The 23,876-nt window shown below is 73.5% G+C and carries 24 protein-coding genes; 15 read left to right on the plus strand and 9 right to left on the minus strand.

Features of this window, described 5'->3' with window-relative positions; all coding sequences use genetic code 11:
• Positions 1-5: 5 nt before the first annotated feature.
• Positions 6-311: a response regulator transcription factor gene (locus AC3X7Z_RS05845; RefSeq protein ID WP_260988497.1), complete on the plus strand. Its 306-nt coding sequence runs from the start codon at positions 6-8 to the stop codon at positions 309-311.
• 83 nt (positions 312-394) lie between these two features.
• On the plus strand, positions 395-1,564 hold the full coding sequence (locus tag AC3X7Z_RS05850; protein WP_186339343.1) for a pyridoxal phosphate-dependent aminotransferase: 1,170 nt from the start codon (positions 395-397) through the stop codon (positions 1,562-1,564).
• 6 nt (positions 1,565-1,570) lie between these two features.
• Here the strand turns inward: AC3X7Z_RS05850 and AC3X7Z_RS05855 are convergent, their stop codons facing one another.
• Both AC3X7Z_RS05855 and AC3X7Z_RS05860 read right to left on the minus strand, forming a co-directional pair.
• Positions 1,571-2,362, minus strand: coding sequence for a hypothetical protein (locus AC3X7Z_RS05855; RefSeq protein ID WP_186339344.1), 792 nt, complete (start codon positions 2,360-2,362; stop codon positions 1,571-1,573).
• A gap of 49 nt (positions 2,363-2,411) precedes the next feature.
• A complete protein-coding gene (locus tag AC3X7Z_RS05860) occupies positions 2,412-3,671 on the minus strand; it encodes a hypothetical protein (RefSeq protein WP_489975306.1) in 1,260 nt (419 codons plus the stop codon).
• A 141-nt stretch (positions 3,672-3,812) separates the two neighbouring features.
• On the opposite strand from AC3X7Z_RS05860, the gene AC3X7Z_RS05865 reads away from it, so the two are divergent.
• The 4 genes from AC3X7Z_RS05865 to AC3X7Z_RS05880 all read left to right on the plus strand — a co-directional run bounded on the left by AC3X7Z_RS05865 (position 3,813) and on the right by AC3X7Z_RS05880 (position 7,164).
• Complete coding sequence (locus AC3X7Z_RS05865; protein WP_489975307.1) at positions 3,813-4,721, plus strand: ABC transporter ATP-binding protein; 909 nt, start codon at positions 3,813-3,815, stop codon at positions 4,719-4,721.
• Positions 4,718-5,533 (plus strand): ABC transporter permease, encoded by an 816-nt coding sequence (locus AC3X7Z_RS05870; RefSeq protein ID WP_489975308.1) that lies wholly within the window; start codon positions 4,718-4,720, stop codon positions 5,531-5,533. The genes AC3X7Z_RS05865 and AC3X7Z_RS05870 overlap by 4 nt, the downstream gene beginning before the upstream one ends.
• 99 nt (positions 5,534-5,632) lie before the next feature.
• Complete coding sequence (locus AC3X7Z_RS05875; RefSeq protein WP_489975309.1) at positions 5,633-6,178, plus strand: cysteine hydrolase family protein; 546 nt, start codon at positions 5,633-5,635, stop codon at positions 6,176-6,178.
• A complete protein-coding gene (locus AC3X7Z_RS05880) occupies positions 6,175-7,164 on the plus strand; it encodes a PfkB family carbohydrate kinase (RefSeq protein WP_186339349.1) in 990 nt (329 codons plus the stop codon). Before AC3X7Z_RS05875 ends, AC3X7Z_RS05880 begins: the two co-directional genes overlap by 4 nt.
• Here the strand turns inward: AC3X7Z_RS05880 and AC3X7Z_RS05885 are convergent.
• From AC3X7Z_RS05885 to kdgD, 4 genes are all read right to left on the minus strand, one after another.
• Positions 7,161-8,237, minus strand: a complete 1,077-nt coding sequence (locus AC3X7Z_RS05885) for a YihY/virulence factor BrkB family protein (protein WP_186339350.1) — start codon at positions 8,235-8,237, stop codon at positions 7,161-7,163. The two genes, AC3X7Z_RS05880 and AC3X7Z_RS05885, sit on opposite strands and share 4 nt — an antisense overlap.
• Positions 8,238-8,344: 107 nt before the next feature.
• On the minus strand, positions 8,345-9,667 hold the full coding sequence (locus AC3X7Z_RS05890) for an enolase C-terminal domain-like protein (protein ID WP_489975310.1): 1,323 nt from the start codon (positions 9,665-9,667) through the stop codon (positions 8,345-8,347).
• Positions 9,664-11,172, minus strand: a complete 1,509-nt coding sequence (locus AC3X7Z_RS05895; protein ID WP_186339351.1) for an aldehyde dehydrogenase (NADP(+)) — start codon at positions 11,170-11,172, stop codon at positions 9,664-9,666. Before AC3X7Z_RS05895 ends, AC3X7Z_RS05890 begins: the two co-directional genes overlap by 4 nt.
• 59 nt (positions 11,173-11,231) lie before the next feature.
• Complete coding sequence (gene kdgD / locus AC3X7Z_RS05900; RefSeq protein WP_186339352.1) at positions 11,232-12,158, minus strand: 5-dehydro-4-deoxyglucarate dehydratase; 927 nt, start codon at positions 12,156-12,158, stop codon at positions 11,232-11,234.
• A 146-nt stretch (positions 12,159-12,304) separates the two neighbouring features.
• Between kdgD and AC3X7Z_RS05905 the strand changes: the two genes are divergently transcribed.
• Positions 12,305-13,123, plus strand: coding sequence for a Rossmann-fold NAD(P)-binding domain-containing protein (locus AC3X7Z_RS05905; RefSeq protein WP_489975311.1), 819 nt, complete (start codon positions 12,305-12,307; stop codon positions 13,121-13,123).
• A gap of 190 nt (positions 13,124-13,313) precedes the next feature.
• Here the strand turns inward: AC3X7Z_RS05905 and AC3X7Z_RS05910 are convergent, their stop codons facing one another.
• Positions 13,314-14,234: a glucose 1-dehydrogenase gene (locus AC3X7Z_RS05910; protein ID WP_186339354.1), complete on the minus strand. Its 921-nt coding sequence runs from the start codon at positions 14,232-14,234 to the stop codon at positions 13,314-13,316.
• A gap of 88 nt (positions 14,235-14,322) precedes the next feature.
• Here AC3X7Z_RS05910 and AC3X7Z_RS05915 point away from each other — a divergent pair, with 88 nt between their 5' ends.
• Together AC3X7Z_RS05915 and AC3X7Z_RS05920 are read left to right on the plus strand one after the other, a co-directional pair.
• Positions 14,323-14,616, plus strand: a complete 294-nt coding sequence (locus AC3X7Z_RS05915) for a hypothetical protein (RefSeq protein WP_186339355.1) — start codon at positions 14,323-14,325, stop codon at positions 14,614-14,616.
• A gap of 221 nt (positions 14,617-14,837) precedes the next feature.
• A complete protein-coding gene (locus AC3X7Z_RS05920; protein WP_489975312.1) occupies positions 14,838-15,302 on the plus strand; it encodes a GNAT family N-acetyltransferase in 465 nt (154 codons plus the stop codon).
• Here the strand turns inward: AC3X7Z_RS05920 and AC3X7Z_RS05925 are convergent.
• Both AC3X7Z_RS05925 and AC3X7Z_RS05930 read right to left on the minus strand, forming a co-directional pair.
• Positions 15,274-17,079 carry a sensor histidine kinase gene (locus AC3X7Z_RS05925; RefSeq protein WP_186339356.1) on the minus strand — a complete coding sequence of 602 codons (1,806 nt, stop codon included), beginning with the start codon at positions 17,077-17,079 and terminating at the stop codon, positions 15,274-15,276. The two genes, AC3X7Z_RS05920 and AC3X7Z_RS05925, sit on opposite strands and share 29 nt — an antisense overlap.
• A gap of 97 nt (positions 17,080-17,176) precedes the next feature.
• On the minus strand, positions 17,177-18,082 hold the full coding sequence (locus AC3X7Z_RS05930) for a LysR family transcriptional regulator (RefSeq protein ID WP_186339357.1): 906 nt from the start codon (positions 18,080-18,082) through the stop codon (positions 17,177-17,179).
• Positions 18,083-18,194: 112 nt separating this feature from the next.
• Between AC3X7Z_RS05930 and AC3X7Z_RS05935 the strand changes: the two genes are divergently transcribed.
• From AC3X7Z_RS05935 to AC3X7Z_RS05960, 6 genes are all read left to right on the plus strand, one after another.
• Positions 18,195-19,196: a Bug family tripartite tricarboxylate transporter substrate binding protein gene (locus AC3X7Z_RS05935; protein WP_186339358.1), complete on the plus strand. Its 1,002-nt coding sequence runs from the start codon at positions 18,195-18,197 to the stop codon at positions 19,194-19,196.
• Between the two features lie 119 nt (positions 19,197-19,315).
• On the plus strand, positions 19,316-19,879 hold the full coding sequence (locus AC3X7Z_RS05940; protein ID WP_186339359.1) for a tripartite tricarboxylate transporter TctB family protein: 564 nt from the start codon (positions 19,316-19,318) through the stop codon (positions 19,877-19,879).
• Between the two features lie 25 nt (positions 19,880-19,904).
• Positions 19,905-21,437 (plus strand): tripartite tricarboxylate transporter permease, encoded by a 1,533-nt coding sequence (locus tag AC3X7Z_RS05945; RefSeq protein WP_489975313.1) that lies wholly within the window; start codon positions 19,905-19,907, stop codon positions 21,435-21,437.
• On the plus strand, positions 21,434-21,829 hold the full coding sequence (locus AC3X7Z_RS05950; RefSeq protein WP_186339361.1) for a universal stress protein: 396 nt from the start codon (positions 21,434-21,436) through the stop codon (positions 21,827-21,829). Before AC3X7Z_RS05945 ends, AC3X7Z_RS05950 begins: the two co-directional genes overlap by 4 nt.
• A 4-nt stretch (positions 21,830-21,833) precedes the next feature.
• Positions 21,834-23,099 (plus strand): glucarate dehydratase family protein, encoded by a 1,266-nt coding sequence (locus tag AC3X7Z_RS05955; protein WP_489975314.1) that lies wholly within the window; start codon positions 21,834-21,836, stop codon positions 23,097-23,099.
• Positions 23,100-23,233: 134 nt separating this feature from the next.
• The gene (locus AC3X7Z_RS05960) at positions 23,234-23,875 is read left to right on the plus strand and encodes an SRPBCC family protein (RefSeq protein ID WP_489975315.1); all 642 of its coding nucleotides are present in this window, start codon (positions 23,234-23,236) and stop codon (positions 23,873-23,875) included.
• Position 23,876 lies beyond the last annotated feature (1 nt).

The following is a 23,876-nucleotide window of genomic DNA, read 5'->3' on the forward strand; positions in this document are numbered from 1 at the left end:
ACTCCATGACCATCACCGCCATCGACCGACGCCGCGAATCACCACCCGGGTGGGGCGCTGTGCTCTCACCGCGCGAGACCGAGGTCCTGCGCCTCATCGCGCAGGGGCGGACCAACGCCGAGATCGCCGCCGACCTGTTCATCTCCGTCCCGACGGTCAAGACGCACGTGGCTCAGCTGCTGCGCAAGGTCCGAGCGCGCGACCGGGTCGCGCTCGTGGTCGCGGCCTACACGACCGGCTTCGTGACGCCGGCGGCCGCCCGGCCGCGCCTGCGGTGCACGGCGCAGCGCGGGCACACCCCCCGACGCTGACGCACGCCGGCCCCGACAGGCCACCTGCCTGCGCGGCGCGTCGCGCCCCGCGCCGCACCCGGGGTCGCCGCTAGCGTCGGGGCATGATCGCCCGCCGACTCGCCTCCGTCCCGCCGACCGTGTTCAGCGAGATGTCGGCGCTCGCGGTGCGCACCGGTGCGCTCAACCTCGGCCAGGGGTTCCCCGACGTCGACGGTCCGGCCTCGGTCATCGCCGCGGCCCAGGAGGCGCTGCGGTCGGGCGCCAACCAGTACGCCCCCGGGATCGGCGTGCCCGAGCTCCGGGCCGCGATCGCGCGGCACCAGCAGCGCCACTACGGACTCGACATCGACCCCGACCGGGAGGTCGTCGTGACGACGGGGTGCACCGAGGCGATCGCCGCCACGCTGCTGGCGCTCGTCGACCCGGGCGACGAGGTCGTCGTGCTGGAGCCCTACTACGACTCCTACGTCGCCGTGCTGGAGATGTGCGGTGCGCGGCGGCGACCGGTGACCCTCCGGGCTCCGGACTTCCGGCCCGACCTCGACGAGCTGCGGGCCGCGATCACCCGCGACACCCGGCTGGTGCTGCTCAACACCCCGCACAACCCCACCGGCACGGTCCTCACCCGCGAGGAGCTGCAGGTGGTCGCCGACCTGGCCGTCGAGCACGACGTGATCGTGGTGACCGACGAGGTCTACGAGCACCTGGTCTTCGACGACGCCCGATCCGCCGAGGGGCACGTGCCGATCTCGACCCTGCCCGGCATGGGGGAGCGCACCCTGACGCTGTCGAGCGTGGGGAAGTCCTACAGCCTCACCGGCTGGAAGGTCGGCTGGGCCACCGGCCCCGCCCACCTGGTGCAGGCCGTGCTGGCCGCCAAGCAGTGGCTCACCTTCACCTCCGGCGCGCCCCTCCAGCCCGCCGTCGCCCACGCGCTCGACCACGAGCCCGACTGGCCGCGCGAGCTCGCCCGAGACCTGCAACGTCGCCGCGACCTGCTCTGCGACGGGCTCACCGCGGCCGGGCTGGCGCCGCGGGTGCCCGAGGGCACCTACTTCGCCACGACCGACGTGAGCCACCTCGGCTGGCCGGACGGGCGGGCCCTCTGCCTCGCGCTGCCCGAGCTCGCCGGCGTCGTCGCGATCCCGGCGCAGGCGTTCTACGACGACGCCGAGGCGGGACGCCAGCTGGTGCGCTGGGCGTTCTGCAAGCAGCCCGACGTGATCAGCGAGGGCGTACGCCGGCTCGCGGCCGCCGACCTGTCGCGCTGACGCCGCTCAGCGACCCGGGTAGTCCCGCGGCGGGTGCTCGGAGCCGTCCGAGCCCTCGTCGCCCGGCCGCTGGCCGTAGGGGTCGCCCTGACCGCCCTGGCCGTAGGGGTCGCTGCTCGGCGGCGGGTACTGCGGGGACTGCTGGCCGGGCTGGCCGTAGGGGCTCGGCGGCGTCGAGCCGCTGCCGTACTGGCCGCCCCCGTACTGGCCGTAGCCGGGGTACTGCTGGTCGTAGCCACCGGGCCCGCCGGGGTGGGACGGGGTCCCGGCGAACCAGTCGCCGGCCCCGCCGACGAAGAGCAGCACGATCGTGGCGGCCGCGGCGACGAGGGTGACGACAGAGCCACCGCTGGAGACGCCCAGCAGCGACAGGAGGGCCACGACCGCGCTCGAGATCACGAGCAGGATGCGGGCGACGTTGGAGCGCCGCAGCACCAGCACGGCGAGCACGACGGCGATGATCGCCCACACGAGCAGGCCCACGATGACGGCCACCAGCACACCCACGGCCGTGTCGGCGTCGATGTTGGCGTCCTGGAACTCCGGGACCCGCTCCATCTCGTTGATGACCTCGTCGCGCGCGACCAGGAGGGCGAGCCCGGTGAAGCCGAAGAGCAGGGCGCTGAGGGTGGAGAAGACGATGGTGATCCAGGCCGCCGCGGTGACGGTGCCGGGGCGCCGATCGGCCGGCGGCTGTCCGTAGGACGGCTGCTGGCCGTAGGGGCTCTGGCCGTAGGACGGCTGCTGGCCGTAGGGGTCCTGGCCGTAGGGCTGGTGCGTGGGTCCCGGGTCGCTCATGGCTCTATCTCACCACGTCCGGGCGGCGAGGGGCCGCGGAGCGCCTCGGTCAGCGCGCCTCGGGGGAGAACCAGCGCCGCACCTCGACGCGTCGCAGGCACACCACCGTCGCCACGGCGGCGGCCGCCGGGACCAGGACGAGCGGCGTCGCGAGCACGAGGGCGAGGCAGGCGCCGGCGCTGAAGGAGGCACTGACGATCAGTCCGCGACGGGCCCAGGCGCGGCGAGCCATCGCGAACCCCGCCAGCACGAGTGACGCGGAGGACCAGACGACGAGCACACCGGCCAGCGCGAGCATCGACGAGCGCACCTGGTCCATCGTCATCTGCTCGTCGAGCACCTCGGGCTGCTGCTGCTCGAGGACACTGCGCAGGAAGTCCGGCGAGAGCCCGGCGATGGCCAGCCACAGCAGTGACAGCGACAGCAGCCCGCCGGCCGTGACGACGGTGATCACGAACGCCGCCACCAGCGCACCGGGCCGCGCCGGGCTGGGCTGGTGGCGCTGACCGGGGCGGGCGGCGTGGGGCATCGGGCCGCGCTGCGTGGGGTGGGCGTACGCCGGGTGCGGCTGCGGCGCGGAGGGCTGCGGCGCGTGCGGCTGGGGCGGGTAGGGCTGGCCGTAGGGCGACTGTGCGGGCGCGCCCACGGGCTGCTGGACGGGAGCCGGGGCGGGCGCCGGCTCGCCGAAGGGACGACTGGCCGGCGGCGGCACGTCGGGTGAGGAACCGGGTGAGGAACCGGGTGAGGAAGAGGGCGGGCCGTCGCCTGCCTCGGGCGGCGCGGTGTCGCCGGCCCCGCCCCAGGGCGACGGGCTCGAGGCGTCGCGGCGGGCGTCGTCACCGCCCCGCTCCTTCGCCTTCACCGGCTCCGGCGGCGTCCACCGGCCGGTGGCGAACCACTCGCGCGCGGGCTGCATCCACAGCATCGCCGCGCCGGCGGCGACGAAGGAGCCGGCCAGCCCGCCAGCGGGGATGCCGGTCACGAAGACCGGGATCGCGAACAGGGTGAGCGACAGGCGGGCCGAGCGGTCGGGCCGCCGGACGTACCAGCCGAGGATGGCGGTCGCGCAGGCGCACGCCGCGGCGACCATGCACGAGATCCGCAGCAGCTCGGTGGTGGCGGGCACGGTCAGGCCCAGCGAGGAGAACGGCGCGTCGGCGAGGACGTCGCGGATCGCCTCCTGCGTCTCGAGGGAGCGGAGCGAGGTGACCCGCTCCCAGGCGGTGAGCAGCACCATCAGCGAGGAGAACATGACGATGCCAGACGCCAGGCTGACCTGGGGCGGGCGCTGCTTGGTCGGCTGGCTCACGCGGTCATTGTCCCAGTGCGACCCAGCCATCCCCCACTGCACCCCGTGACGGCGGTACGGGGTTTCTCAGGGTCGGGCTCAGGGACCGGCGGGGCGCTGTCCCCGATGCGCCGCACGTCGGTGCGCCGCGAAGGTGGAGCCATGATCAGCGTCGAGCACCTCACCCAGCACTACGGCCGGTTCACGGCCGTCGACAACGTCTCCTTCACGGCCGCGACGGGCCGGGTCACCGGCTTCCTCGGCCCCAACGGCGCCGGCAAGTCCACGACCATGCGGATCATGGTCGGCCTGACCCGGCCCAGCGCCGGCCGAGCCACCATCGCCGGGCACGACTACCGCGACCTGGCCAACCCGGGCCTCGAGGTCGGCGTCCTGCTGGACGCGTCCGCCCAGCACGCCGGTCGCACCGGACGCGAGATCCTGGCGGTCGCCGCCCACACGATGGGTCTGCCCCGGTCCCGCGTCACCGAGACGCTCACCCGTGTCGGTCTGACCGACGACGAGGCCCAGCGCCGCGTCCGCAACTACTCCCTCGGCATGCGCCAGCGCCTCGGCCTCGCCACCGCCCTCATCGGCGACCCGCAGGTGCTGATCCTCGACGAGCCCGCCAACGGCCTCGACCCGGCCGGCATCCGGTGGATGCGCGACCTGCTGCGCGGCTTCGCCGACGACGGCGGCACCGTGCTGCTGTCGTCGCACCTGCTGCACGAGATCGAGGTCATCGCCGACGACCTCGTCGTCATCGGCCAGGGTCGCATCGTCGCCGAGGGGAGCAAGGCCGACCTGCTGGCCGCGGCCGGCACGCTCGTGCGCACCGCCGACGTCGACCGACTGGCCCGTGCCCTGCACGAGGCGGCGGTCGTCACCACCCCCGTCGACGGCGGCCTGCGCGCCGACGCCGACCCCGAGCTCGTGGGCGAGACCGCGCACCGTGCCGGCGTCGCGCTGCACGAGCTGCGCCCCGCCGACGGCGCCGGCCTGGAGGAGATGTTCCTCCAGCTCACCGCCCAGACCTCGCGCGACGAGACCGCCCTCGAAGGAGCAGCATGACCGACACGACCCTCACTGCGCCCACTGTCGCCGGCGTCGCCGGGCGATCTGTGCGGGCCGCGACCCCGATCCCGACGACCCGGCTCGTGGCGGTCGAGCTGCGCAAGATGTTCGACACCCGCGCCGGCTTCTGGCTGGTGGCCGGGATCGGCATCGTCTCGCTGCTCGCCACGGCCGCCGTCCTGGTCTTCGCCCCCCGCGCCGAGCTGACCTACGAGACGTTCGCGTCGGCCATCGGCGCGCCGATGTCCATCCTGCTGCCGGTGGTCGCCATCCTCGCGCTCACCAGCGAGTGGAGCCAGCGCAGCGGGTTGACGACCTTCACCCTGGTCCCGCACCGCGGACGCGTCATCGCCGCCAAGGCGGTCGCCGTCCTCGGCGTCGCCGTCGCGTCGATGCTCCTGGCTGCGGCCGTCGGCGCCCTGGGCAACGTCGTGGGCACCGCGATCGCCGGGGTCGAGACGACCTGGAACGTCTCGCTCGCCGAGTTCGGGCAGATCGTGCTGGCCAACGTGATCGGCATGGGCATCGGCTTCATGCTCGCCGTGCTGCTGCGCAGCTCCGCCGGTGCGATCGTCGGCTACTTCGTCTACACCGCCCTGCTCCCCACGATCAGCAGTGCGCTCGCCTCCACCCAGGACTGGTGGCGCGACAACGGCGCGTGGATCGACGTCAACTACGCCACCTCGGCGCTCTACAGCGACTCGATGACGGGCGAGCAGTGGGCCCAGCTCGGCGTGACGACCCTGGTGTGGCTCTGGATCCCGCTGGCCCTCGGGCTGCGCGCGGTCCTGCGTGCCGAGGTGAAGTAGATCCCCTCTGCTTCCCTCGTGCCCATCAGCGGCTGCCGGTCGGGGGACCGGCGGCCGCTGATGCCTGTCGCAGACCCCGGTCTCTGACAGGCTGGCCGCATGCACCCGGACGCCTGGCTGGTCGTCATCGACCCGCAGCGGATCTTCGCCGACCCCGCGAGCCCGTGGGGCTCGGCCATGTTCCCCGACATCGTGGAGCCCGTACGACGACTCGCGGCCGCCGCGGGCGAGCGCACCGTCGTCACCCGCTGGGTGCCTGCCCGCGACCCGCAGGGCAGCTGGCGCGCCTACCTCGACGCCTGGCCGTTCGCCGACGTCCCCGACGACGACCCGCTGCTCGACCTGGTCCCGGAGGCGCACGGCCTGAGCGACGTCGTCGTCTCGTTGCCGACCTTCGGCAAGTGGGGTCCCGAGCTCGCCGCCGTCACCGGCCCCGTGCCCCACCTCGTCCTCACCGGCGTGAGCACCGACTGCTGCGTGGTGTCGACCGCGCTCGCCGCGGCCGACGCCGGCGCCACGGTCACCGTCGTCACCGACGGCTGCGCCGGGTCCTCGGCCGACAACCAGCGCGCGGCCCTGCACGTGATGGACCTCTACCCGCCCCAGATCACCCTGGCCACGACCGACGAGGTCCTCGGGTCGTGAGCCGGGTCATCCACACCGGTCAGGCGCTCGTCGACGTGGTCGTGGAGGTGCCCGACCTCCCCGCACGTGGCCAGAACGTCATGGCCGTCTCGACCGCCGACTACGCCGGGGGCGCGGTGACGGTGCTCGCGGCGGCGGCGCGCTTCGGCGCGGAGTGCGTGCACGCCGGCGCCCACGGCACCGGCCCGCACGGCGACCTGGTCCGGGCGGCGCTGGCCGCCGAGGGGATCACCGCCTCCGCTCCCCCGGTGGCCGGGCTCGACACCGGCATCTGCGTGGTGATGCTCGAGCCGAGCGCCGAGCGGACGTTCGTGACCACCCTGGGCGCCGAGCGCCGGATCAGCGTGGAGTCGCTGGGCACCTCCGAGCCGCGTCCCGGCGACCTGGTGTGCGTCACCGGCTTCTCGCTCGCCCTCGACAGCACGCGCGACCCGCTGCTGGCCTGGTTGCCCACCCTGGACCCCGACGTGGTCGTGGTGCTCGACCCGGGGGCGGCGTTCGCGGGGCTCTCGGAGCAGGTGCGCGCCGCGATGCTCGCGGTGACCGACGTCTGGACGAGCAACGCCGAGGAGGCCGAGCACCTGCTCCACGCCGTGGGGGCGGAGGCGCCGGGCGACCTCACCGGCCGCACCGCCGCCATCGCTCCCCTGCTGCGGGGCGCCGCCGTCGCCATCGTCCGCGACGGACCTGCGGGCTGCGCCGTGCACGTCGACGGCGCGACGACCTACGTCCCAGGCTTCCCGCAGGAGCCGGTCGACACCAACGGCGCGGGTGACACCCACACCGGCGCGCTCCTGGCCGAGGTGGTGGCCGGCACGCCGTGGGTCGAGGGCTGCCGCCGGGCCAACGCGGCCGCGGCGATCAAGGTCACCCGGCGCGGCCCCGAGTCGGCACCGACCGCCGCCGAGGTCGACGCGTTCCTGGCCCGCGGCGGGCAGGGAGCCGGCCCGGCGACGGGTCGGGCGACGGGCCGGGCAACGGGCTAGGTGCGGCGGCCGCCCGACTCGCGCAGCCGCCGGCCCTTCTCGACGTCCTTGCGCGCCTTCTCGGCGGCCTTGTCCGACTTGCGGGTGTCGCGCGGGGGCAGCTGCAGCACCTCCTCCGCGGCGATGCCCGCTTGGAGCTGTCGTCCGCGCTCGAGCTCGGCGTCGAGCTCGGCACCGAAGAGCAGCGCCAGGTTGGTGATCCACAGCCACAGCAGGAACGCGATGACGCCGGCGAGCGAGCCGTAGGTCTTGTCATAGCTGGAGAAGTTGGCGACGTAGAACCCGAACGCCGCCGACGCCAGCACCCACACCACGATCGCGACGACCGCGCCGATGCTGATCCAGCGGAGCTTCGGCTGCTTCACGTTGGGAGTGGCGTAGTAGAGCAGCGCCACGATGAGCACCACGACCGCCAGGAGCACCGGCCACTTCGCGATGCTCCACACCGTGACCGCTGCCGACTCCAACCCGATCGCGCGGCCGACCGCCTCCGCGGCCGGGCCGGTCAGCACCAGCCCGACCGCGACGACGGCGGCGAGCACGACGGTCACCAGCGTGACGAGGAGGACGGTCGGGCGCAGCTTCCAGATCGGGCGGCCCTCGTCGATCTCGTAGATCCGGTTCATGCCGCGTCCGAACGCGCCGACGTAGCCCGAGGCCGACCACAGGGCGGTGGCGAGGCCGATCACCAGCGCCAGACCGGCGCCCTGGTTGCCGGCGAGCTCGGTCAGCGTCGGCTCGAGGGTGTCGGCGGCCGAGGAGGCACCGATGTCGCTCAGGATCTGCAGGAGCGTGTCGACCGTCTTCTGCTGCTGGCCGACGAGGCCGACCAGCGAGAGCATCGCGATCGCGGCCGGGAACAGGGCGAGGATGGAGTAGTAGGTCAGTGCCGCCGCGACGTCGGTGCACTGGTCGTCGAGGAACTCGCGGACCGTCTTGCGCAGCACGTAGCCCCACGTGGGCTTGGCCAGGTCGTCGGGCGAGTCGGGCTTGCCGGGTGCGTCGGGCTCGGGGGCGGTCTCCCGCTCCTCGCTGGTGTGCTCCCCTGGGGCGGAGTCGGATCGCTGCGTCATGACCTCACAGTGCCCGAGGCGCGCCCGCCCATACGGTCGTCCGCCACGCGACGCGAGCGGGCGCCGTGGACACCCGCTCGCGTCGCGCTCGATCGGTCAGCGCTGGGTCAGCGGACCAGGCACGGACGCTTGGGGTCGAACGCCCAGTCCGCGACGAGGTACTGCATGGCGACGGCGTCGTCGCGGGCGCCGAGGCCGTGCTCGAGGTAGAGCTCGTGGGCCTCGGCGAGCCGGTCGCGGTCGAGGGTGACCCCCAGGCCGGGCGCGTCAGGCACGGCGATCGCCCCGTCGCGGATCTGCAGCGGGTCGGTCGTCAGGCCCTGGCCGTCCTGCCAGATCCAGTGCGTGTCGAGGGCGGTGATCTCGCCGGGCGCCGCGGCCCCCACCTGGGTGAACATCGCCAGCGACACGTCGAAGTGGTTGTTGGAGTGCGAGCCCCACGTCAGGCCGAAGTCGTGGCACAGCTGCGCGACGCGCACCGAGCCGGCCATCGTCCAGAAGTGGGGGTCGGCGAGCGGGATGTCGACGGCGTTGGTGCGCACCGCATCGGCCATCTGGCGCCAGTCGGTGGCGACCATGTTGGTGGCCGTGCGCAGGCCGGTGCGGCGCTTGAACTGCGCCATCACCTCGCGCCCGGAGTAGCCGCCCTCGGCGCCGCACGGGTCCTCCGCATAGGCCAGCACGTCGCCCTTGCCCGCGAGCAGCCGGACGGCGTCCTCGAGGAGCCAGCCGCCGTTGGGGTCGAGGGTGATCCGCGCGTCGGGGAAGCGCTCGTGCAGCGCGGTCACCGCCGCGACCTCCTCCTCGCCGGTCAGCACGCCGCCCTTGAGCTTGAAGTCGGTGAAGCCGTAGCGGGCCTGCGCGGCCTCGGCGAGCCGTACGACGGCCTCCGGGGTCATCGCCTCCTCGCGGCGGAGCCGCTCCCAGTCGTCGACGCCCGACGAGTGCTCGCGCAGGTAGGGCAGGTCGGTGCGGTCGGGGTCGCCGACGTAGAACAGGTAGCCCAGCATCGGCACGGTGTCGCGCTGCTGGCCCTCGCCGAGGAGCTCCGCGACCGGGACGCCGAGCGCCTGGCCGGAGAGGTCGAGCAGCGCCGACTCGAGCGCGGTGACCGCGTGGATGGTGGTGCGGAGGTCGAAGGTCTGCTGGCCGCGGCCGCCGGCGTCGCGGTCGGCGTACGCCGCCGCGACGCGGCGCAGCAGCGTGCGGAACCGCGCGACGGGCTGGCCGACGAGGAGGTCGGCGGCGTCGGCGATCGTCTGCCGGATCGCCTCCCCACCGGGCACCTCGCCGAGGCCCTCGCGGCCCTCGGAGTCGGTGACGACCGCGATGTTGCGGGTGAAGAACGGGCCGTGCGCGCCGCTGAGGTTGAGCAGCATGGAGTCGTGCCCGGCGACCGGGACGACCTCGACCCTGGCGATCGTGCTCACTCGAGGTCACCGTCGATCCGGCGGCGCAGGCCCCACGGGTTGTCGTCGCGCACCGCGGCGGGCAGCAGCGCGGCCGGCACGTCCTGGTAGGCGACCGGGCGCTGGAAGCGCTCGATGGCCAGGCTGCCCACGCTGGTGGTGCGCGAGTCGGACGTCGCGGGGTAGGGGCCGCCGTGGACCATCGCGTGACCGACCTCGACGCCGGTGGGCCAGCCGTTGAAGAGCACGCGTCCGGCCTTCAGCTCGAGAACGGGCAGCAGCGCGCGGGCGTCGTCGACGTCGGCGTCGGTGGCGTGCACCGTCGCGGTGAGCTGGCCCTCGAGGCCCTCGAGCCGGGGCAGCAGGCTCGTCACGTCGTCGTAGCGCACGACGACGCCGGCGGCGCCGAAGACCTCGTCGGTCACCGTGCTGTCGTCGATCGCGAGCAGCTCGACGGGAGCCTCGTAGACCCCCGGCGCGGGGGCGTGCTCGCCCGCCGCGGAGCCCTCGCCCACGACCCGGACGCCCTCGGTGCCTCGCAGGCTGGCGGTGCCGCTGGCGTACGCCTCGGCGATGCCCGGGGTGAGCATCGGCTGGCCGGTGGCCGCGCCCACCGCCTCACCGGCCGCGCGGAGGAAGGCGTCGCCCCGCTCGCCGGACGGCAGGAAGAGCAGACCGGGGTTGGTGCAGAACTGGCCGGAGCCGAGCGTCAGGCTGCCGACGTAGGCCTCGGCGAGGGCGGCGACGTCGCCCTCGAGGGCGCCGGGCAGCACCACGACCGGGTTGATCGACGACATCTCGGCGTAGACGGGGATCGGCACCTCGCGCTCCGCGGCGGCGCGGACCAGGGCCAGGCCGCCGCCTCGCGAGCCGGTGAAGCCCACCGCGGCGATGCGCGGGTCGGTGACGAGCTCCTGGCCGGTCTCGATGCCGCCGAGCACGAAGGAGAACGTGCCGGCGGGCAGGCCGGCCCGCTCGACCGCGCGGGTGATCGCGCGGGCGACGAGCGTCCCGGTGACCGGGTGGGCCGGGTGGCCCTTGACCACGACCGGGCACCCCGCCGCCAGGGCGGACGCGGTGTCGCCGCCGGCGGTCGAGAAGGCGAGCGGGAAGTTGCTCGCGCCGAACACCGCGACCGGGCCGAGCGGCACCATCCGCTGGCGGATGTCGGCGCGCGGCAGCGGCGTACGCTCCGGCAGCGCCGGGTCGATGCGCACGCCGAGGTGGTCACCCTGACGCACGACCCCCGCGAAGAGGCGCAGCTGGCCGGTCGTGCGGCCCACCTCGCCGGTGATGCGGCCCTCGGGCAGACCGCTCTCGCGCACCGCCTCCACGATGATCGCGTCCTTGTCGGACTCGATCTCGCTCGCCACCGCCTCGAGGAACGCCCCGCGCTCCTCCGGGGTGGTGGCGCGGTAGGCCGTGAACGCGTGCGCGGCGGCCGTGGTCGCGGCCGCGACGTCCGGGTGCTCGGAGTCGGCGCCGGCGATGATCGAGGTGGCGGTGATCGTGGGGCTGTCGGTCATGGTGTCCTTCGGGATCGGGATGAGTGGTCGTGGCCGGTCGGGCCCGGGCAGACCCGCGGTCAGGCCTGGGAGCCTGCCACCTTGTCCACGAGGGTCTGCAGCTCGCCCCGCTCGGCGTCGGTGAGGTCGGCGAGCGGCGGACGGACCGGACCGGCCGGGCGACCGACGGCGGCGAGGCCGGCCTTGACGATCGACACCGCGTAGCCGGACTCGCGGTCGCGGATCTTGGTGTAGGGGATGACGAAGTCGTTGAGCATGGCGTAGACCGTCGTCTGGTCCTGGCGGCGCACGGCGTCGTAGAAGTCGAGCGCGAAGCCCGGCACGAAGTTGAAGATCGCCGAGCTGTAGGTCGTCACGCCGAGCTGGAGCAGGGGCAGGGCGAACATCTCGGCCGTGGGCAGGCCGCCGATGTAGATCAGCCGATCGCCGAGCTGGGCGTAGGTGCGGGTCATCTGCTCGATCGCGCCGACGCCGTCCTTGAAGCCGACGAGGTTGTCGTTGCGGGCGCAGGCCTGCTCGAGGGCGTCGGTGCCGAGCACGGCGTTGGCGCGGGAGTAGTAGACGACGCCGAGGTCGGTGGCGGCGCACACGGCGCTGATGTGCTCGACCAGGCCGCGCTGGCCGGCCTCGGTGAGGTAGGGCGGCATCAGCAGGATGCCGTCGGCGCCGGCCTCCTGGGCCGCCTTGACCTGGGCGACCGCGTTGACGGTCGAGCCGGTGGCGGGGCCCAGGACGGGCACCTTGCCGCCGGCACCGGCGATCGCGGCCCGCACGACGCGGTCGGACTCCTCGGCGTTGAGGGAGAAGCCCTCACCCGTGCCGCCGGCGGCGAACAGGCCGGCCACCGGATAGCCGCTGAGCCACTCGAGGTGCTCGCGGTAGGCCGGCTCGTCGAACGCGAGGTCGGTGTCGAAGTGGGTGACCGGGAAGGACAGCAGTCCGCTGCCCAGGGTCTCGGCGAGCTCGGTGGGGCTGTACTTCGTCACGCTGCGTCCTTCGGTTCGGGCCGTGGCTCCGTGGTCACGGATGTGGCGGTGCTCACCAACCTAGGAAGCCCGACGATGCCTGTCCAAGCCCGTTTCTGAATCCAGTGATGCTCCTGCGGCATGGTGCGGCCGGTTACCGTGACCCCGTGACCCCGGACGTCCTCCTCGTCGGCGCCGGCGACCTCGGCGCCACGGTCGGCCTCCGGCTGGCCGCGCTCGGGCACGGGGTGCTCGCCCTGCGGCGCGACGCCTCGCGGGTGCCCGCCCCTCTCGTCGGCCGCTCGGTCGACCTCACCCGTGCGGCGCCCGACCTGTCCGGCGTACGCCCGCGCCTGGTCGTCGTCTCCCTCACCGCCCGTCCGCGCACCGAGGAGGCCTACCGCGCGACGTACGTCGAGGGGATGGCGCGCGCGCTCGACGCGCTGGCCGAGGCCCCCGACCGGGCCGTGCTGGTCTCCTCGACCGCGGTGCACGCCAGCCGCGACCTCCCGGAGGTCGAGGACGAGACCGCTCCCCCGGCCCCGGCCGACGGCCCGGGGCGGATGCTCGTGGCCGCCGAGGAGGCCTTCCACGAGCGGATCCCGCACGGGACGGTGCTGCGCCTGTCCGGGCTCTACGGCGGCGCCAGCACGCGGCTGGTCGACCAGGTCCGCGAGGGGCGGATCGACGACCCGCACCGCTGGACCAACCGCATCCACCGCCAGGACGCCGCGGCCGCCGTGGTGCACCTGCTGACGATGCCCGCTCCGCCCGAGCGCCTCTACCTCGGCACCGACGACGAGCCCGCCCAGCTCGGCGACGTGGCGGCGTTCCTCGCCGAGCGCCTCGGCGCACCCGCCCCGCCTCCGGCCGACCCGGCCCGGGGCCACGGCAAGCGACTGTCCGACGCGCGGCTGCGCGCCACCGGCTGGGCGCCGGCGTACCCCTCCTACCGCGAGGGCTACGCCCGCCTGCTGCCGGGCTGACGGCTTCGGGGGCGCGGGGTGGCGTGCTGGCGCGGGCCGACCGCCGCCGCCCGCGTCTGACATAACGGCGTACCTGGTGGGCGAGTCCGACACCTGGAGGCCGTTGCAACCCCCTCCAGGTGTCGGAGTCCCCGCTCGAGCGGGGACTCCGACAACGCGACGACGGCGGCAGCGACACCACCCCCGCCGGTCACATGGTGACCGGCTTCCCGCCCGTCACGGCGATGACCTCGCCGGTGATGTAGCTCGACTCCGGCGAGGCGAGGTAGACGAACGCCGTGGCGACCTCGGCGGGCTGCCCGGCGCGCCCGAGGGGCGTGTCCTGACCGAAGACCTCGACCTTCTCCGGCGGCATGGTCGCCGGGATGAGGGGCGTCCAGATGGGCCCGGGGGCGACGGAGTTGACGCGGATCCCCTTCTCGGCCAGCGTCTGGGCCAGGCCGCGGGTGAAGTTGACGATCGCCGCCTTCGTGCTGGCGTAGTCGAGCAGCTCCGGCGACGGGGACGACGACTGCACCGACGAGGTGTTGATGATCGACGCGCCGGACCTCATGTGCGGCAGCGCCATCCGGCACAGCCAGAACATCGCGTAGACGTTGGTCTTCATCACCCGGTCGAGCTGCTCGGTCGTGATGTCGGCGAGGCCGCCGGGCTGCGCCATCTGGTAGGCGGCGTTGTTGACGAGGATGTCGATGCGACCGAGCTCGGAGACGGCCGTGTCGACGAGCGCCTGGCACGCCTCCTCGCGCACGAGGTCGGTCGGCACGAGCACCGCCCGGCGTCCGGCCTCCTCGACGAGTCGTCCGGTCTCGCGCGCGTCCTCGTCCTCTCCCTCGAGGTAGGCGATCACCACGTCGGCGCCCTCGCGCGCGAACGCGAGCGCGACCGCGCGGCCGATGCCGGAGTCGCCGCCGGTGATCACGGCGACCTGGTCGAGCAGGCGGTCGTGGCCGACGTACGTCTCCTCGCCGTGGTCGGGCTTCTCGCCCATCTCGCCGGTGACGGAGTCCTCGTCGCCGGGCTTCGGCAGCTGCTCGCCCTCGGTGTCGGGCTGCTCGTGCAGCTCGGTGGGGTCCTGGCGGGTCTGGTCGGCCTGTCGGTCGTCGCCCATGGTCGTCCGTCCTCTCGGGTTGCCTGCATTGCCTGGTCGGCATCGCGGTACCCGGCATACGACGGTCGATGCGGGGCACCGGAAGGCCATGTCACCCAAGGACGCGGCGGTCGCGGCGACCGACCGTTGGACCGATCCCGACGGCATCCGCGCCCCTGCCGGGCTCGTCCACGCCTGGCTGCGGGGGACCAACCAGACGCTCTGCGGCGTCCCGTTGAGCAAGGCGCGGCTGCACCGCTTCCCGCACGTGCAGTGGGTCGATGCCCAGCCGGCCACGGGACGCGACGCCGACGAGGTCCGCGAGGTCTGCCGACGGTGCGCCGCGGGGATGGGCGCCAAGCGCGACAGCCGGCCGTGGAGGCGGGACAACCCGCGGCCCTGACGCCGATCGCCACGCTCGACCCATTCCGCAGCGGGTCCACCTGTCCGCCCGACTGAGCAGGCAGCGCCCGACGTGGTGGGCGAGTCTGACACCTGGAGGCCTTTGCAACGGCCTCCAGGTGTCGGAGTCCCCGCTCGAGCGGGGACTCCGACAGGCCGAGCCAGCGCGGACCCGCCGGCGGGAGTCACGTCGCCGAAACACGAGGCCACCAGACTGGCGCCGTGGAGATCACCCGCGCCGACTTCGACGACCCCCGGCTGGCGGCGTTCCTCCGGGCGCACCTCGACGACCTCGCCCCCACCGCGCCGCCGGAGAGCCGCCACGCCCTCGACCTGGCCGCCCTGCGGGGCGACGGCGTACGCCTGTGGGTGGGCACGGACGACGGGGCGATCGTCGGCACGGCCGCGTTGGCGGCGCTCGAGGACGGCCATGAGGAGCTCAAGAGCATGCGCACCGAGCCGCGGGTGCGCGGCACTGGCGTGGCGAGCCGGCTGCTGGCCCACGCCCTGGCCGACGCCCGGGCACGGGGCGTCGGGCGCGTGTCGCTCGAGACGGGCAGCATGGAGTTCTTCGCGCCCGCGCGCCGGTTCTACGCCCGGGCCGGGTTCGTGCCGTGCCCGCCCTTCGCGTCCTACGCCGACGACCCGCTGAGCTGCTTCATGACGCTGGTGCTGGCTCCGGGCTGACGTCGCCGGCCCAGGCCGGGAGCACCACCGTCGCCGTGGTGCCGCGCCCCCGCTCGGAGTCGATGTCGACCGTGCCGCCGTGGCGGGCCGCGATCCGGGCCACGATCGCGAGCCCGAGGCCGGTGCCCGGTCGCGCCAGCGCCGCGGGGTTGGTGGAGCGGAAGAACTCGCGGAACAGCTGCGTGCGGTCGGCCTCGGAGATGCCGATGCCCGTGTCGGTGACCGCGACGACGACCGAGTCGTCCTGCCGCGCGACGCGCACGGTGACCCGTCCGCCGGGATCGGTGTACTTGATCGCGTTGGTGGCCAGGTTGGTGAGGAGGCGGTGGAGCTCCTCGGCATCACCGGGCACCAGCAGCGGCTCGTCGGGCAGGTCGGCGTCGCACGTGACGCCTCCGGCGGACGCGGCGGCGTGGCACTCCTCGTAGACGTCGTGCACCACGCGGCGCAGGTCGACCGGGATCGGGTCGAACTCGCGGTGCGGGTCGGAGACCTGGGCCATCGTCAGCATGTCGTCGATGACGGCCCGCATCCGCCGCGCGCCGCGCGTCGCGGCCGCCACCGACCGGCGCCCGTCCTCGTCGAGCCGGTCGGTGTCGAGGAGCTCGAGGTTGGCGCTCATCGAGAAGAGCGGGTTGCGCAGCTCGTGGCCGAGGGTGTTGACCACCTCGACGCGATAGCTGTCGAGGCGCCGCAGCCGGTCGACGACGGCACGCTCGAGCTCGAGCTGGCGCGCCTTGCCGACGGCCAGGCCCAGGTCGCGGCCGATGTCGCGCGCCGCCTCGACCTCGACGTCGCTCCACGGACGGGAGGCCGAGACGCGGGTCAGCACGAGGAAGCCGACGCACTCGGGCCCCACTCCCATCGGCACGAAGAGCACCGACCCGATGCCGATGCCGTCGAGGAACCCGAGCAGCCGCCCGGCGTCCTCAGGGGACAGGCCGGGGTGGTCGAGGTGGTCGCGGGAGAAGGGCGTCACCACCTGGTCGGCCCAGTAGGTGCGCGCGAGCCCCACCACCACGTCGTCGATGTCGTCGAACGGCGGCACGTCGTAGGTCTCGTCCACGGCGTACGACGTCGTGGTGGAGCCCGTGCCGTCGGCGTCGAACGCCGTCAGCCACATGCCCACGGCGTCGAAGCAGGACACGACCGCGGCCCGGCACGCCTCGAGGACGAGCTCGAGGGTCGGCTCCCCGAGCGCCTGGCGCACGATCTGGCGCGCCTGCGCCGCCATCCGCACCTGCTGGCTGAGCTCCTCGCGCTCGAGCGCGAGCAGGACGAGGGTGCGCGCGAGCCCGGCGTACCTCGTCAGCACCTCCATCTTCGCCGGCGAGGGCAGCCGGCCGTCGTCGGGGATGTCGACCGACAGCACTCCGCGCAGGCGGCCCTGGTCGTCGTGGACGGGGGCGGCGAGCAGGTCGAGCGGGTGCCAGGCGTCCTCCCCCTCCAGCGGCGTGACGTCGGGGATGTGGCTGTAGGCCAGGGACTCCGCGCTCGCCCGGTCGTGCGGCACGAAACGCCACACCCCCCACTCGTCGGCGTCCTCGAGCTCGCGCTCGATCGACTCGACCGGCACCCGGGTGCCGACGAAGCCGTCCTCGACCCCGGCGGCAGCGACGACCTCGAAGTGGTCGTCGCGGCGCAGTGTGAGGGAGGACTGGGCGAACCCGGCGAGCGTGGCGACGCCCTCGACCAGCACCTGGAGGTGCTGGCGCGTCTGCTCGTCGTCCCAGGCGGGCTCGGCGGCACGCCGACCCGGACGCGGCTCGACCGACATCACACCCCCCCCCGTCGTCGCTGTCCTCGGCGCCTGCAGCACTCCGACTCTAGGCGGCGTGGGGCCGCGGGTGCAGGGTTTCCTTGACGCCATCTGCTCACCCGTGGGCGGCCATGACCTCCAGCACGCGACGGACGACCGGCGTCACCCGTTCCCGCGACCAGATCGCGTGCAGCTCGACGGGCCGGTCCGCGTCGGCGTCACCCCCCGCGTCGCCGGGCGGGGCCAGCTCCTTGAACACCACCCCGTCGACGTGCAGGGACGCGGCCGACGCCGGCGCGAGGGTGACCCCCCGCTCGGCGGAGACGAGGAGCATCGCGGTCAGCACCTGGTGCACGCGCTGGTCGACCCGCGGGTGGGCGTTGGCGAAGAAGCGCACCGACAGCTCGTGGAAGTAGCGCGACTGGTCGGGGTTGTAGCCGATGACGGTCTCACCCTCGAAGTCGTCGGAGGTGAGGGGCCGCGACGCCTCGGCCAGCGGGTGGGCCACCGGCACGACGGCCATGAACGGCTCGCGCAGCACCACCCGCGAGCGCAGCAGCCCGGTGTCGAACGGCGGGCGTGCCAGGCCGACGTCGAGCTCGCCGCGCCGGATGCCGTCGACCTGCGCGTTGGTGACCCGCTCGGACAGCACCACCTCCACGTCGGGCAGCTCGGCGGTCAGCCGCCGCAGCAGCGGCCCCAGGATCGAGATGGCCGACACGGCGGTGAAGCCCAGGCGTACGACGCCGGCGGCGCCCGCGTCGACCCGGCGGGCGAGGTCGCCGGCTCCCTCGACGAGGTTGAGCAGCCGGTGCGCCTCGTCGAGGAACGCGGCCCCGGCGCCGGTCAGCTCGACGCGCCGGTTGTCACGCTCGAGCAGGCGCGCGCCGACCGACTTCTCCAGCTTCTGGATCTGCCGCGACAGCGGCGGCTGGGTCATCTGGAGGCGCTCGGCGGCCCGGCCGAAGTGCAGCTCCTCGGCCACGGCGACGAAGGAGCGGACCTGGTCGAGGGTGATCACCGGGTGAGGGTACGATGCGCCGGGCGTATCAGTCCATGCCCAATTGGGCTTGGACCGGCATCATCGCGCAAACCTAGTGTCGGTGGTCACATCCCGAACAAGGAGCACCTCCATGCGCAAGCAGACCCTCAGCCTGGCAGCCCTCGCCGCCGGCACCGCTCTCGCCCTGACCGCCTGCGGTGGGGTCCAGACGACGGCCGGTGGCGGCAGCGACAGCGGCGACTACCCCACCGGGGCGGTCAACATGCCGGTCGGCGCGTCGGCGGGCGGGTCCTCCGACCTGATCAGCCGCCAGATCTCGCGCGGGCTGTCCGAGGAGCTCGGCGGCTCGTTCCCCGTCATCAACCGCGAGGGCGCCAACGGCGCGCTGGCGGCCGCGGAGGTCGCCAAGGCCGACCCGGACGGCTCGACCATCTCGGTCCAGAACGCCTCGCTGTTCACGATCACCCCGCTGGCCGTCCCGGAGGACCAGGCCACCAACATCGACGACTTCGACATCGTCCAGGGCGTCTCGCGCGACGACTACGTCCTCGTCGCGAGCAAGGGGTCGGGCTTCGACTCGATCGACTCCTTCGCCGACGCGAAGGGCAAGGTCACCTACGGCACCACCGGTGTCGGCACCGGCGCCCAGCTCGCCTGCGCGCTCACCTTCAACGTCAACGACACCCCCGCGGAGGCGATCCCCTTCGACGGCGGCGCCCCGGCCCTCACCGCGCTGCTCGGCGACCAGGTCGACACCGCGTGCCTCCAGATCGGCGAGGCCATCGAGAACATCCGCTCCGGCAAGCTCACCCCGATCGTGGTCTTCGGCCCCGAGCGCGTCGAGTTCCTGCCCGACGTCCCCACCGCCCAGGAGTCGGGCCTCGAGGTGGAGGTCACGCAGTACCGCTTCATGACCGTCCCCAAGGGCACGCCGCAGGACGTCAAGGACGCCATCGCCGAGGCCATGCAGGCGACGTTCGAGACCGAGGAGTACCAGGACTTCAACGCGCAGAACAACCTCACCCCGATGGAGCTCCCCGGCGACGAGGTCGTCGCGCAGCTCGAGGAGGACAAGCAGCGCTACGCCGACCTCGTCGAGGAGTACGGCATCAACCTCGGCGACGCCAACTGATCCCGGCCGGTCCCGGGCCGGCCACGGGCCGCGGCCCGCGCCGCCCGGGACCGGCCCGCACCACCCCGACGCCCCACCGAGGGGACCCCCGCCCCTCACCGCACGGAGACGAGACCACGATGAGCGAGACCCAGCCCCGCCCGGCGCCCGGATCGGAGCAGGACGACGCGCACGAGCGCGACATCCTGGCCGAGATCCAGGCCGAGGTCGCCCGGGACCTCGCCGAGGAGCGCCCGCCCGCGGGCGGGCCGGCCTACCAGGTGGTCTCGGCCGCCGCGCTGCTCGTGCTCGGCCTCGTCGCGGCCTTCCTCGCCCACGGCTACGGGCTCGGCTCGCTGCGGCGCCCCGGACCCGGCCTGTGGCCGTTCATCGTCTCGCTCCTCGTCGTGGTCCTCGCCGTGGTGCTGCTGGTCGTGGCGCGTCGGCTGACCGACACCGAGCGGTTCACCCGCTCGAGCCTGCTCGTCCTCGCCGGCGCCGCCACGTTCGTCGGCCTCGGCGTGCTGCTCCCCGTCGTCGGCTTCGAGATCCCGGCCGTGCTGCTCAGCATCGTCTGGCTCCGCTTCCTCGGCGGGGAGTCCTGGCGCAGCACGATCGTCATCTCGGTCCTCACCACCGCGGCGTTCTACGGGCTCTTCCTCTACGGCCTGTCGGTCCCGCTGCCCCACCTGATCGCCTTCTGACCCGAGCGCAGGAAGAGAACCCCCCATGGACCTCAGCGCCTTCCTCGACGGCTTCGGCGTCGTCACCCAGCCCGGCAACCTGCTCTACTGCCTGATCGGCGTCGTCGTCGGCATGCTGATCGGCGTCCTCCCCGGACTCGGTCCCGCCGCCACGATGGCCATCCTGCTGCCGGTCGTCTACAGCGCGCACGACCCGGTCGCGGCCATCATCATGCTCGCCGGCATCTACTACGGAGCCCAGTACGGCGGCACCATCACGTCGGTGCTACTCCGGATCCCGGGCGAGGCCAGCTCGGTGGTGACGGTCTTCGACGGCTTCGCGCTCGCCAAGCAGGGCAAGGCCGGCACGGCGCTCGGCATCGCCGCGATCGGCTCGTTCGTCGGCGCGACCATCTCGATCATCGGGCTGACGCTGCTCGGTCCGCTCGTGGCGGAGTTCGCGCTCGACTTCGGCCCGCCGGAGTACGCCGCGCTGGCACTGCTCGGCGTGCTGCTGGTCGCCACCATCGGCAACGGCAACACCGTCAAGGCCCTCGCGGCCGCCGCGGTCGGCCTGCTCCTGGCGACCGTCGGCAGCGACACCTTCACCAGCGCCGACCGCTACACGTTCGGCAGCCTCAACCTCGAGGACGGCATCGACTTCGTGGTCGTCGCGATGGGCCTCTTCGGCGTCGGCGAGATCCTCTACAACCTCGAGGAGCGCTACGGCAAGCCGCACGTCCCGGCCGCCATCGCCAACATCTGGCCCTCCCGCAAGGACCTCCGGCAGGCCGGCCCCGCCATCGGCCGCGGCTCGCTCATCGGCTTCGTCCTCGGCGTGCTGCCCGGCGGTGGCGCCGTGATGGCCTCGCTGGCGGCGTACGCGGCGGAGAAGCGGGTCGCCAAGCAGCCCGAGCGCTTCGGCCGCGGTGCCATCGAGGGCGTCGCCGGCCCGGAGTCGGCCAACAACGCCGCCGCCACGTCGTCGTTCATCCCCCTGCTGACGATCGGCATCCCGGCCAACGCCTCGATGGCGATGCTCTACGCCGCCCTGCTGGTGGTCGGCGTGACGCCGGGCCCGCAGCTCATCGACGAGCGACCCGACCTCTTCTGGGGCGTGGTCAACTCGATGTACATCGGCAACCTGATCCTGCTGCTGCTCAGCATCCCGCTCGTCGGCATCTTCGTCCGGATCCTGCGGGTGCGCCCGGCGATCCTCGCCCCGATCACCGCGCTCATCACGATCCTGGGCGTCTACACGATCCGCAACTCGGTCTTCGACATCTTCTTGATGATCTTCTTCGGCATCGTCGGCTACCTGATGAAGAAGACCGGCTTCGAGCCCGGCCCGATGGTGCTGGCGTTCGTCCTCGGCTCGCTCATCGAGTCGAGCTTCCGCCGCTCGATGCTGATCTTCGACGGCGACGCGACGGGCTTCGTGACCCGTCCCATCTCCGGCACGATCCTGGCCTTCGTCGTCCTGGTCATCGCGTTCCCGCTGATCAAGAAGGCCTTCCGCCGCACCGCTCCCGCGGCGTCCACCCCCGACAGCGTCCAGCGAGAGGACTCCCTGCGATGACCATCGTGATCGGCTACGTGCCCACCCCTGCCGGCGAGGCGGCCCTCGAGGCCGGCCTCGAGGAGGCGACCGTCCACGGCGACGAGGTGGTGATCCTCAACAGCCCGCGCCGACGGACCACCGTCGACGGCGAGCTCATCGACGAGGCCACCGCCGACGAGCTGGTCGCGCGCGCCACCGCGGCCGGCGTCACCGCCCGCGTCGACCACTCCGACCACGGCGACGACATCGTCGAGACCTTCTCCCGGGTCGCCGAGGCGGCGTCCGCCCGCCTCGTGGTGATCGGCCTGCGCCGGCGCTCGCCCGTGGGCAAGCTCGTCACCGGGAGCGACGCCCAGCGCCTGCTCCTCGACCTCGACGTGCCGATCCTGGCCGTCAAGCCTCCCCGGTGACCGCGTGAGCCACAGCCGCGTCTCCCGGGTCGTCGTCACCCCGGTCGCCTTCGAGGACCCGCCGCTGCTCAACGTGGTCGGCGTCCACCAGCCCTACGCCCTGCGCGCGATCGTCGAGCTGCACACCGACTCCGGCCTGCTCGGGCTCGGCGAGACCTACGCCGACGAGACCCACCTGGGCCGGCTCGAGGCCGTCGCGGCCGCGCTGCCCGGCCACGACCCGTACGACCTCCACGGACTGCGCCGGCTCGTCACCGACGTGCTGGGCCGCGAGACCGGCGGGGGCGGCGCGTCGTTCGGCGGCATGCTCGACGTCGACTCGGCCGTCGACACCGTCTACTCGCCCTTCGAGGTCGCCTGCCTCGACCTGCAGGGCCACGAGGCCGGCGTGCCGGTGAGCTCGCTGCTGGGCGGCGCCGTGCGCGAGACCGTCCCGTTCAGCGGCTACCTCTTCCACAAGTGGGCCGGCCACCCGGGCTTCGCCGACGACGCCTGGGGCGAGGCGCTGACGCCGTCGCAGCTGGTCGCGCAGGCGCGGCGGATGGTCGACGGCTGGGGCTTCGGCTCGCTCAAGCTCAAGGGGGGCGTGCTGCCCCCCGAGGACGAGTGCGAGGCGATCGAGGCGCTGCGCGATGCGTTCCCGTCGATGCCGCTGCGGCTCGACCCCAACGGGGCGTGGACCGTCGAGACCTCGATCAAGGTGGCCGAGCGGCTCGCCGGGGTCGTGGAGTACCTCGAGGACCCCACCCCCGGCATCGAGGGCATGGCGGCCGTCTCGGCCCGCACGGACGTCCCGCTCGCGACCAACATGTGCGTCATCGCGATGGAGCACCTGCCGCCTGCGATCGCCCAGGACGCCGTGCAGGTCGTGCTGTCCGACCACCACCTGTGGGGCGGGCTGAGGAAGTCGGCGCTGCTCGGCGGCATCACCGAGGTCTGGGACATGGGGCTGTCGATGCACAGCAACAGCCACCTCGGCGTCTCGCTCGCCGCGATGGTCCACCTGGCCGCGGCCACGCCCAACCTCACCTACGCCTGCGACACCCACTACCCGTGGAAGACCCAGGACGTCGTCGCCGACGACGCCCTGCCGTTCGTCGACGGGTCGGTGGCCGTGCCGACGGGCCCCGGGCTGGGGATCTCCCTCGACCGCGACCGGCTCGGCGAGCTGCACGAGCTCTACCTGTCCTGCGGCGTACGCCGACGCGAGGACACCGTCTACATGCGCTCCATCCAGCCCGACTTCGAGGTCAACACCTCCCGCTGGTGAGGTCGGGTCGGGGTCGAGTCGGCGCGTCCTGACCGCCAGCAGGGGTCGAGCCGGCGCATCCTGACCGGGGACCACCGACGCGCGCGACTCAATAGTCCTTGACTTATATAACTGGTGAGTGAAAATCTCGGGCCATGTTCGACGTTGCCAAGCATCTGGGCGCGGTGACCCGCGCCGTCGAGGACAGCACCCATGAGGGGACGCCCGTGAAGGTCGTCGTCGCCTCCCGCACCTACCCCACCGACATCGACGACCTCTGGCAGGCCGTCACGGATCCCGAACGCATCGCGCGCTGGTTCGCCCCGGTGTCCGGCGACCTGCGACTCGGCGGGCGCTTCCAGGTCGAGGGCAACGCCGGCGGCGAGGTCACCGCCTGCGACGAGCCGAAGCACTTCGCGATCAGCTGGGAGTTCGGCGACCAGACCACCTGGGTCGACGTCGACCTCGAGACGGCAGGCGACACCACCACGCTCACCCTGCGGCACGCCGCCGACGTACGCGCGAGCGAGCACTGGGCGACCTACGGACCGGGCGCGGTCGGCGTCGGCTGGGAGCTCGGGCTGATGGGCCTGGCCGAGCACCTCGCCACCGGCACGCCCATCGCCCACGAGCAGGTCGAGGGGTGGGGCGCGTCCGCCGGCGGGCTGGCGTTCATGAGTGGTTCGGCGACCGAGTGGGGCGAGGCCGACGCGGCCTCGTCCGACGACCCGGCCGCCTCCCGCGCGGCGGCCGCGCGCACCGCGGCGTTCTACACCGGCGCCGAGCCCCCGGCCTGAG

Source organism: Nocardioides sp. Z24_21, from assembly GCF_058134345.1.

What these genes read in the sequence shown, in the direction of transcription:
- AC3X7Z_RS05945 (WP_489975313.1), top strand. Translation starts at nt 19,905, where the DNA reads ATGGACCTCAGCGCCTTCCTCGACGGCTTCGGCGTCGTCACCCAGCCC.
- AC3X7Z_RS05870 (WP_489975308.1), top strand. Translation starts at nt 4,718, where the DNA reads ATGACCGACACGACCCTCACTGCGCCCACTGTCGCCGGCGTCGCCGGG.
- AC3X7Z_RS05935 (WP_186339358.1), top strand. Translation starts at nt 18,195, where the DNA reads ATGCGCAAGCAGACCCTCAGCCTGGCAGCCCTCGCCGCCGGCACCGCT.
- AC3X7Z_RS05960 (WP_489975315.1), top strand. Translation starts at nt 23,234, where the DNA reads ATGTTCGACGTTGCCAAGCATCTGGGCGCGGTGACCCGCGCCGTCGAG.
- AC3X7Z_RS05925 (WP_186339356.1), bottom strand. Translation starts at nt 17,079, where the DNA reads ATGTCGGTCGAGCCGCGTCCGGGTCGGCGTGCCGCCGAGCCCGCCTGG.
- AC3X7Z_RS05910 (WP_186339354.1), bottom strand. Translation starts at nt 14,234, where the DNA reads ATGGGCGACGACCGACAGGCCGACCAGACCCGCCAGGACCCCACCGAG.
- AC3X7Z_RS05855 (WP_186339344.1), bottom strand. Translation starts at nt 2,362, where the DNA reads ATGAGCGACCCGGGACCCACGCACCAGCCCTACGGCCAGGACCCCTAC.
- AC3X7Z_RS05850 (WP_186339343.1), top strand. Translation starts at nt 395, where the DNA reads ATGATCGCCCGCCGACTCGCCTCCGTCCCGCCGACCGTGTTCAGCGAG.
- AC3X7Z_RS05895 (WP_186339351.1), bottom strand. Translation starts at nt 11,172, where the DNA reads ATGACCGACAGCCCCACGATCACCGCCACCTCGATCATCGCCGGCGCC.
- AC3X7Z_RS05845 (WP_260988497.1), top strand. Translation starts at nt 6, where the DNA reads ATGACCATCACCGCCATCGACCGACGCCGCGAATCACCACCCGGGTGG.
- AC3X7Z_RS05865 (WP_489975307.1), top strand. Translation starts at nt 3,813, where the DNA reads ATGATCAGCGTCGAGCACCTCACCCAGCACTACGGCCGGTTCACGGCC.
- AC3X7Z_RS05875 (WP_489975309.1), top strand. Translation starts at nt 5,633, where the DNA reads ATGCACCCGGACGCCTGGCTGGTCGTCATCGACCCGCAGCGGATCTTC.
- AC3X7Z_RS05940 (WP_186339359.1), top strand. Translation starts at nt 19,316, where the DNA reads ATGAGCGAGACCCAGCCCCGCCCGGCGCCCGGATCGGAGCAGGACGAC.
- AC3X7Z_RS05885 (WP_186339350.1), bottom strand. Translation starts at nt 8,237, where the DNA reads ATGACGCAGCGATCCGACTCCGCCCCAGGGGAGCACACCAGCGAGGAG.
- AC3X7Z_RS05950 (WP_186339361.1), top strand. Translation starts at nt 21,434, where the DNA reads ATGACCATCGTGATCGGCTACGTGCCCACCCCTGCCGGCGAGGCGGCC.
- AC3X7Z_RS05915 (WP_186339355.1), top strand. Translation starts at nt 14,323, where the DNA reads ATGTCACCCAAGGACGCGGCGGTCGCGGCGACCGACCGTTGGACCGAT.